This window comes from Tychonema sp. LEGE 06208 (assembly GCF_015207505.1).
Lineage (GTDB): Bacteria > Cyanobacteriota > Cyanobacteriia > Cyanobacteriales > Microcoleaceae > Microcoleus.
The window spans coordinates 1-7,206 of the sequence record NZ_JADEWT010000183.1 but is presented as its reverse complement, the minus strand read 5'-3'; the positions used below and the strand labels follow the sequence as shown (position 1 = coordinate 7,206).

The 7,206-nt window shown below is 48.6% G+C and carries 7 protein-coding genes; 4 read left to right on the top strand and 3 right to left on the bottom strand.

The features are described from left to right. Window positions 1-1,023 (top strand): VWA domain-containing protein (locus tag IQ263_RS27320; protein WP_194071189.1); only part of this gene is annotated, 1,023 nt, incomplete at its 5' end. A 349-nt stretch (window positions 1,024-1,372) separates the two neighbouring features. Here the strand turns inward: IQ263_RS27320 and IQ263_RS27315 are convergent. Continuing rightward, window positions 1,373-1,702 (bottom strand): PEP-CTERM sorting domain-containing protein, encoded by a 330-nt coding sequence (locus tag IQ263_RS27315; RefSeq protein ID WP_194071188.1) that lies wholly within the window; start codon window positions 1,700-1,702, stop codon window positions 1,373-1,375. 644 nt (window positions 1,703-2,346) lie between these two features. On the opposite strand from IQ263_RS27315, the gene IQ263_RS27310 reads away from it, so the two are divergent. After that, entirely contained in the window at window positions 2,347-3,075 is a 729-nt protein-coding gene (locus tag IQ263_RS27310) for a Bax inhibitor-1/YccA family protein (RefSeq protein WP_194071187.1), read from the top strand. On the opposite strand, the gene IQ263_RS27305 is transcribed toward IQ263_RS27310, so the two are convergent. Further along, the gene (locus IQ263_RS27305) at window positions 3,076-3,234 is read right to left on the bottom strand and encodes a hypothetical protein (protein ID WP_194012880.1); all 159 of its coding nucleotides are present in this window, start codon (window positions 3,232-3,234) and stop codon (window positions 3,076-3,078) included. Window positions 3,235-3,254: 20 nt separating this feature from the next. Here IQ263_RS27305 and IQ263_RS27300 point away from each other — a divergent pair, with 20 nt between their 5' ends. Further along, window positions 3,255-4,838, top strand: a complete 1,584-nt coding sequence (locus IQ263_RS27300) for a radical SAM family protein (RefSeq protein WP_194071186.1) — start codon at window positions 3,255-3,257, stop codon at window positions 4,836-4,838. Between the two features lie 84 nt (window positions 4,839-4,922). Here IQ263_RS27300 and IQ263_RS27295 read toward each other — a convergent pair whose 3' ends face one another. Then, window positions 4,923-5,669, bottom strand: coding sequence for a Uma2 family endonuclease (locus tag IQ263_RS27295; RefSeq protein WP_194012878.1), 747 nt, complete (start codon window positions 5,667-5,669; stop codon window positions 4,923-4,925). 201 nt (window positions 5,670-5,870) lie between these two features. Between IQ263_RS27295 and prfB the strand changes: the two genes are divergently transcribed. Next, window positions 5,871-6,987 (top strand): peptide chain release factor 2 gene (gene prfB, locus IQ263_RS27290; RefSeq protein WP_194071185.1). Its coding sequence is split into 2 segments (ribosomal slippage): window positions 5,871-5,942 and window positions 5,944-6,987, totalling 1,116 coding nucleotides; the frame shifts between segments, so codons are not numbered across the junction. The last annotated feature ends 219 nt before the right edge of the window (window positions 6,988-7,206 follow it).

Here is a 7,206-nt window from a genome sequence, read left to right as displayed (position 1 = left end):
CCCCAAGAACAATCGGAACAAGAACAAGAAGAAGAAGAGGAAGAAGAAGACAAAGAAGACCAACCTCCCGAAGAACAAGAAGAAACCAACATTCCCGAAGAATTTCTCTTTGACCCCGAAGGCGTAATTCTCGACCCCGACGTGCTGTTCTTCGCGCAGAACGCCAACCGCCAAGGCAAATCCGGCAGCAGAAGCACCATTTTCTCGGAAGATAGAGGTCGTTACGTCAAGCCAGTATTGCCCAAAGGCCCCGTCCGCCGCATCGCTGTAGATGCTACCCTCAGAGCCGCCGCACCCTACCAAAAAGCCCGCCGCGACAGGAATTATGACCAGGAACCCACCGCCGGCGAGAGTCCAAATCGAGAGAAGCGCGTATTTGTGGAACAGGGAGACATTCGGGCAAAGCGCTTGGCCAGAAAAGCAGGGGCTCTAGTGGTATTTGTCGTGGATGCTTCGGGTTCGATGGCCCTCAACCGGATGCAGTCCGCCAAAGGTGCTGTCATGCAGCTACTCACCGAAGCTTATCAAAGCCGCGACCAAGTGGCGCTGATTCCGTTTCGCGGAGAACAAGCAGAAGTATTGCTGCCGCCTACTCGCTCGATAGCCTTGGCCCGCAAGCGTTTGGAACGGCTGCCCTGCGGCGGTGGTTCGCCGCTGGCCCACGGTTTGACGCAGGCGGTGCGCGTGGGAGTCAATGCGCGGCAGTCGGGAGATATCGGTCAAGTGGCGATTGTCGCGATTACTGACGGGCGCGGTAATATTCCTTTGGCCCGTTCTTTGGGCGAACCGATTTTAGATGGAGAAAAGCCTGATATTAAGCAGGAATTGTTAGAAATTGCTGCCAAAATTCGCGGCCTGGGAATGCAGTTGCTGGTGATTGACACTGAGAGCAAATTCATTTCGACCGGCTTTGCGAAGGAGTTGGCCAAGACTTCTGGCGGGAAATACTATCATTTGCCGAAAGCTACTGAACAGTCGATCGCAGCTATGACTAAAAATGCTTTGAGGGATGCGATCGGCTAAAATCCTTAAACAGGGCTGGTTGAAAAAGTCTTTTCGTTAAGGCTAGAAGTCAGGAGTCAGGAGTCAGAAGTCAGAATTAAGCTGTCGGAGATTTAAATCCTATGTTCAGGGCGGGCTCTCCTGCCCAACCCCTACTCCCCACAAGAAGGGGATTTTTTTTGACATTCAATTTAAATGCAAAACAGCTTACTCTTGCACGAATACCTGAAAAGGCTATAGCGGTTCTCAAGCTTGGTGAGGTGGGTTCATTCCAATCCTGCCCATGCCCCATCCCTCCGCTTCGCTCCGCCCTGCGCGGGCCACGGAGCCCCATGCCCACTCCTAGCACCTCATATTACTGACTCCCAATCTAAAATCGTCCGACTCTCGCTCTCCGGCGAGTCACCGCCAGCGAACCCGCCACTAAACCCAACCCTACCACCGTCGAAGGTTCGGGAATTTTCACAGGCCCGGGTGCCCGGTTTACCTTTACCGGGTTCGGGCTCGGAGAAGTTGTACCTTGGGGGGGTTGACCAACCTGAGCCAGCAGCCAATATTCAGAACCCTGCGATGCAGCAGCGACAGAAACGTCTCCGACATTACCTGCAAAAGCAGCTTGGCCAACGGAAATCACCGCAGTAGCAGCCAAAAGAATTCCGGCTGCGGGTGACAATAATTTACGAGCAAAAAAGGTGAGCATTAGACATTACCTGTTGAGAATTTGGTCGGTACGAACTAAATTTATTCATTAATTTTCTTGAAATTCCCTGTCTGAGCTACCAGGTGCAACTAACCGAACCGATTTCAGGTTTGAGATTTTAAATTGTGGAGATTCTCTCTCCCTAGTTTCAACTCTTGCCGGCCATCAAAAACCTCAAATCAACTGTGCCCCCTCCCTTTAGCATAAAGCTTTCAATCGCAAATCGCAAATCTAAAATCCCAAATTTATTCACCTGTGCCATCTGCGATTCGATCGACCTTGACATCAACCTGTTAATTAAGTTAAAGAATATCTCTGTGGCGTCAGACAATCCTATTAGACTGTGCTAATTCCGGCGCGGCAGCCAGACTGCACACCATGTACGCAGTCGATTATAAACAATGGTTTCCTACTTGGGAGTGATTTCACCCCGGTTCTTTATCAAATCTTTAAACTCGGCTTGGTTTTGCAAACACAGGGTAAAGCTGTCAGAATAGAAATACAAGACTTGCGCGCCGCGTGAGAAACTGGCTTTTTCACCATAACTACAGGTTCAAACCCGCGTATTTTCGTGCATACCCGGTTTCTTTTGCCGCGCGCAAGTCCCAAAATATCAACTCTCAGCCAACATTAGGTAAATCCTCGTGAGTAACACCAGCAATTTCCGCGAAGCCGTGCGCGAGGCCAAAAACCACGCACTGGTAGGCCCCAACGTCATCTCCAACGCCCTCCCCTTCGTCGGTGGCGGACTTGTCTTAACCGCTGTCGGCACCTACGGCGGCCTCGGAGTCATTCGCAACTATCCGGGAATCTTTTTTCCCACATTCATCGCCGCGATCGTCCTAGAATTAGTTTTATTCTTTGTCGCTCGCGGTGTCGCCGAAAAAGGCAACAATAGTACCGCCTTACCCCTCCTGGCAACCTACAGCCTGCTTTCCGGCTACACCCTCAGTGGATTGGTGTTTACAGCCCTCAGATCCGAAGGTGTCGGCATCGGCGGCATCGGTTTTGCAGCCCTAGGCTGCGGCATTACCTTTATCGCCGCCCGCCAAATTGGTTCCAACTTGTCGGAAGAAGACGGCATGGCCATCACCAAAACCATCAGTTTAGGTGTGATTGCTTTGTTAGTCGTCGTTGGCGGTCAATTTCTACTCTCTCTATTTGGAGTCTACACCCCAACCTGGTTAGAAATTGGCATTTCCGGCATCGGCGTGTTTATCTTTGCTGGCGCTGCGATCGTCGATTTTTACATACTACCCCGCAGCTACCGCGACGACCAGTATTTGCCCGCAGCTTTGTCGATGTACTTGACCTACATCAACTTGTTCATCTTCATTCTGCGCCTGCTGATTGCTATCAACGGCCGCGATTAATCAACGCCAGTTTAGCTTAAAAACAACCGCAGCTCGATCGACTTCCGGCTGCGGTTTTTGATTAAGATTTACAACCAAGAGAGCGATCGGTCGATTTGAGATTTTATAGTTGAGATTGATTCGACTAATTCTGTCGATCGCGATTTCAAAATTAATCACAACTCAATTTAATAACACTTATGTACTTAAAATATGAAGACATCAGGATAGTCAGCGTAGAAATTACTTCCCGGTGCAATGCCGCTTGTCCCCAATGTCCCCGCACCGACAACCCGATTTTGCCGGGGGCGGAATTAAAGATGGAGGATATTGAGAGAATTTTCCCACAAGAGTTTTGCTCTCAGTTGGATTTGATCTATATGTGTGGCAACTACGGCGATGCTATGACTAGCAATACTACAATTGGGGCGATCGAATATTTGCATCGGATGGGAGTTCCTAAAATCTGCCTGTACACCAACGGTAGCGGGCGCAACCCCCACTGGTGGCAAGCCCTGGCGCAGGCGATGACAGGAGAAAACGATCGCGTAATTTTTAGCATCGACGGATTGGCTGATACTAACAGCATTTACCGCCAAAATACCAACTGGGACAGGATAATGCAATCTGTTAAAGCCTTTATCCAAGCGGGCGGAAAAGCTGTCTGGCACTACTTGATATTTGAACACAACCAGCACCAAGTAGAAGCAGCCAGGGATTTAGCCCAAGAATTAGGATTTGTCGAGTTTGTACCGAAAGCTACCTCTCGTTTTGTAGCAAAAGAAATTTATGACAAAGAGTCCGCAAATCAACAGCTTCAGCAGGCAGAAAACTCTCAGGTAGATGCTAAGAGCGATCGCCCCAACCAACCAGCAACAACTAATGCGTCAGCCCCTCAAAATCAAACACAGACGGCTGTTGGGCTGCACCGACAAGGGGAGGACTGTTTGAAACAAGGACAGCTCTCAGAGGCGATCGCAGCCTGCCAACAAGCCCTAAAAATTCAACCTAACTTTGCAGCAGCCTGTAAAACTTTAGGCAATGCTTTCCAAGCTATGGGGAAGATGCAAGCAGCAGCCGACTGCTATACAAACGCACTGAAAATTCAGCCTAATTTTCCCGAAGTTTATGCTAATGTCGGCAGTCTTTACGCTCAACAGCAACAGTGGCAGCCAGCTAGTGCTTATTACCAAAAGGCGATCGAGCTTAAACCCAATTTTGCAGGAGCTTATCGCAATTTAGCTAAAGTGTTGACGCAGTTGGGGCAACCAGAAAAAGCAAATTATGCTTGGTATCAAGCTATAGCTATCGAAACCTCTCAAGCACTAGCTCAAAATCAGCCGATCCCATCACAGCCAGCCAGCGAAGAACTCCAACCCCCATCATTGGAACAATATAAAAATCCACAGGGAGATCAATTTATCAAAGCTGTAGAAACATTTGGTAGCCTAAATAATTACTACCGCAATGTAGAAATTAGCTGCCAAACTCAAGCCACCAAAGAGATTTTTATTTCTTTTGAAGCGGAACTTTGGCCTTGCTGTTGGGTCAGCCATACTAAATACGCTGTTTATAACGACACTTACAGACCCCAAATGCTGGCTTTAATTGAAAAGTACGGCAATGGATTTAATTCTCTCAGAACTAAATCAGTGAAAGAGGCGATCGCCTGTGATTGGTTTCGCGAAGACCTCACAAAAAATTTTTCATGTTCCAAAAGGTTGGACGTATGCGCTCACGAATGCGGTAAAGCCTTCAATTCCACAGGTTCGCAGTATATTTAAGAAGTCATTAGTCATCAGTCATTAGTCATTAGTCATTAGTTACAAGAAAGAAGGAAGAATGCGGTGAAGCGATCGAATTTCATGTCACGATTCAGGCAGGTTATCGGGATCGATACCTTGCGATCGCAAATACTCAGCTAGGCGTTCGGCCCGCTGCTGTTGAACCTCAGCTCGCTGTCGTTCTACCCTCAACTCCTCGCGCATCTGCCCTGCCGCTGCATCCGGCAAGGGATAGACATTTCCTGACTCGTCGTACCAAACCAGAATTTCTTGCTCGATGCCCCCAATAACTTGCCCAGAGCGCCCTATGCCCAGTCTCACTTCTGGCATCCAATAGGGTTCGCCAATCTGCTGCCTGTATTGCCCGTCAATCAGCTTGTACACTTCAAACGGTTGATGCCGATCGCGCCGCCAAAATTCGGGGTTGTAAATAATGTAGTACAAAACCCCTAACCCGGCATAAATCGACATCTTATCGTCGTACTCCCCACCCGGTTTGTGAGACACCATTTCCAACGCTAAAATCGGCACAACCTCGTTTTCTTCCCAGACAGCATAGCTGCGGCGAGATTTGCCTCCTTTTCGGCGCTCCACCCCCAAACTGAGAAATCCGTCCGGGACGACAGGCACTTTGGGACTGATTCCTGTAGTGTGATACACCGCCATATCTACCCCAAAGTACCAATCCATGCGATCGGACCAAATACCGATCAAGACAAACAACAGTAGGTTCGGCAGCAAATTCTGGTCTTCGTTATCCACAGGGGTATCGTCCGAACAGGGCAGGTCTTCGGTGGACGGCAAGCTCAATTTAAGTTCTGGGGAAATCATGGCAGTTAACTTCCATCGAGATCGTTAACCTGATTTTAGATTATAGCAACTTTTTTTTGAATCTTGAATTTTTAATGCGGTAAAGTTTTTAATTCAACAGGTTCGCACTATATCTAATCAGGAAGAAGTCATAACATTTTGTTGAAAGAGCGCAATTTCAGCTAAACTCAAAAATACACCCCACAACTAGGAAAACTCACAGTGGAAGTTCTAGACATCAAGCACGATATCGAAACATTGTCCGATCGACTGGGTACCACCCAGGACTATCTTTGACATCCCCGCACTCACAGCCAAAATCCAAGACTTAGAGCAAATCTGTGCCCAACCAGCATTTTGGGACGACCAGGATAGAGCTCAAGAAACCCTCCAAGAACTCAACAACTTCAAATCTCATTTAGACCAATACCGCGGCTGGCAGACTAGCCTAGAAGACGCTAGAGCTATTTTAGAACTGCTGGAGTTAGAAGCCGACGAGTCTTTGTTCCAAGAAGCCTCATCGAGTCTTGCTCAATTAACCCGCGAACTCGACCTGTGGGAACTGCAACAATTACTATCGGGCCCCTACGACGAAGGCGGCGCAGTCTTGACAATTAACGCCGGGGCGGGCGGCACGGATGCTCAAGATTGGGCCGAAATGCTGCTGCGGATGTACACCCGCTGGGGGGAAAGTCAAGGTTACAAAGTACATTTAATGGAAATTTCCGAGGGAGAGGAAGCAGGTGTTAAATCAGCTTCTTTGGAAATTGTCGGCCGCTACGCTTACGGTTATATGCGATCGGAAAAAGGCACTCACCGTTTGGTCAGAATTTCGCCTTTTAACGCGAATGACAAGCGTCAAACCAGTTTTGCGGGCGTCGAAGTGATGCCGGTGCTCGATCGATCCGTACAATTGGATATCCCAGAAAAAGACTTAGAAATCACAACTTCCCGCGCAGGCGGCAAGGGCGGACAAAACGTTAACAAGGTAGAAACGGCCGTCCGCATCGTTCACCTTCCCACTGGTTTGGCCGTCCGCTGTACCGAAGAACGCAGTCAGTTGCAAAATAAGGAAAAAGCTTTGGCATTACTCAAGGCTAGGCTGTTGGTGATTGCTAAGGAACAGCGGGCTTCGGAAATTGCCGAGATTCGCGGCGACATGGTAGAGGCAGCTTGGGGCAACCAAATTCGCAACTACGTTTTTCACCCCTATCAAATGGTCAAGGATTTGCGGACTGGGGTGGAAACAACCGCCATCCTAGATGTGATGAATGGCGAATTAGAACCGTTCATTCAAGCTTATCTGCGGCAGGAAAATCAGGTGGTCAATAGTCAGTAGTCAGTTGTCAGTAGTCAATAGTCAGTAGTCAATAGTCAGTAGTCAGTAGTCAGTAGTCAATAGTCAGTAGTCAGTAGTCAGTAGTCAGTAGTCAGTAGTCAATAGTCAGTAGTCAATAGTCAGTAGTCAGAAGGAACAGGGAACAGGGAACAGGGAACAGGGAACAGGGAACAGGGAAAAATACTCTCCCCCTCTCCCTCTCTCCCCCTCTCCCTCTCT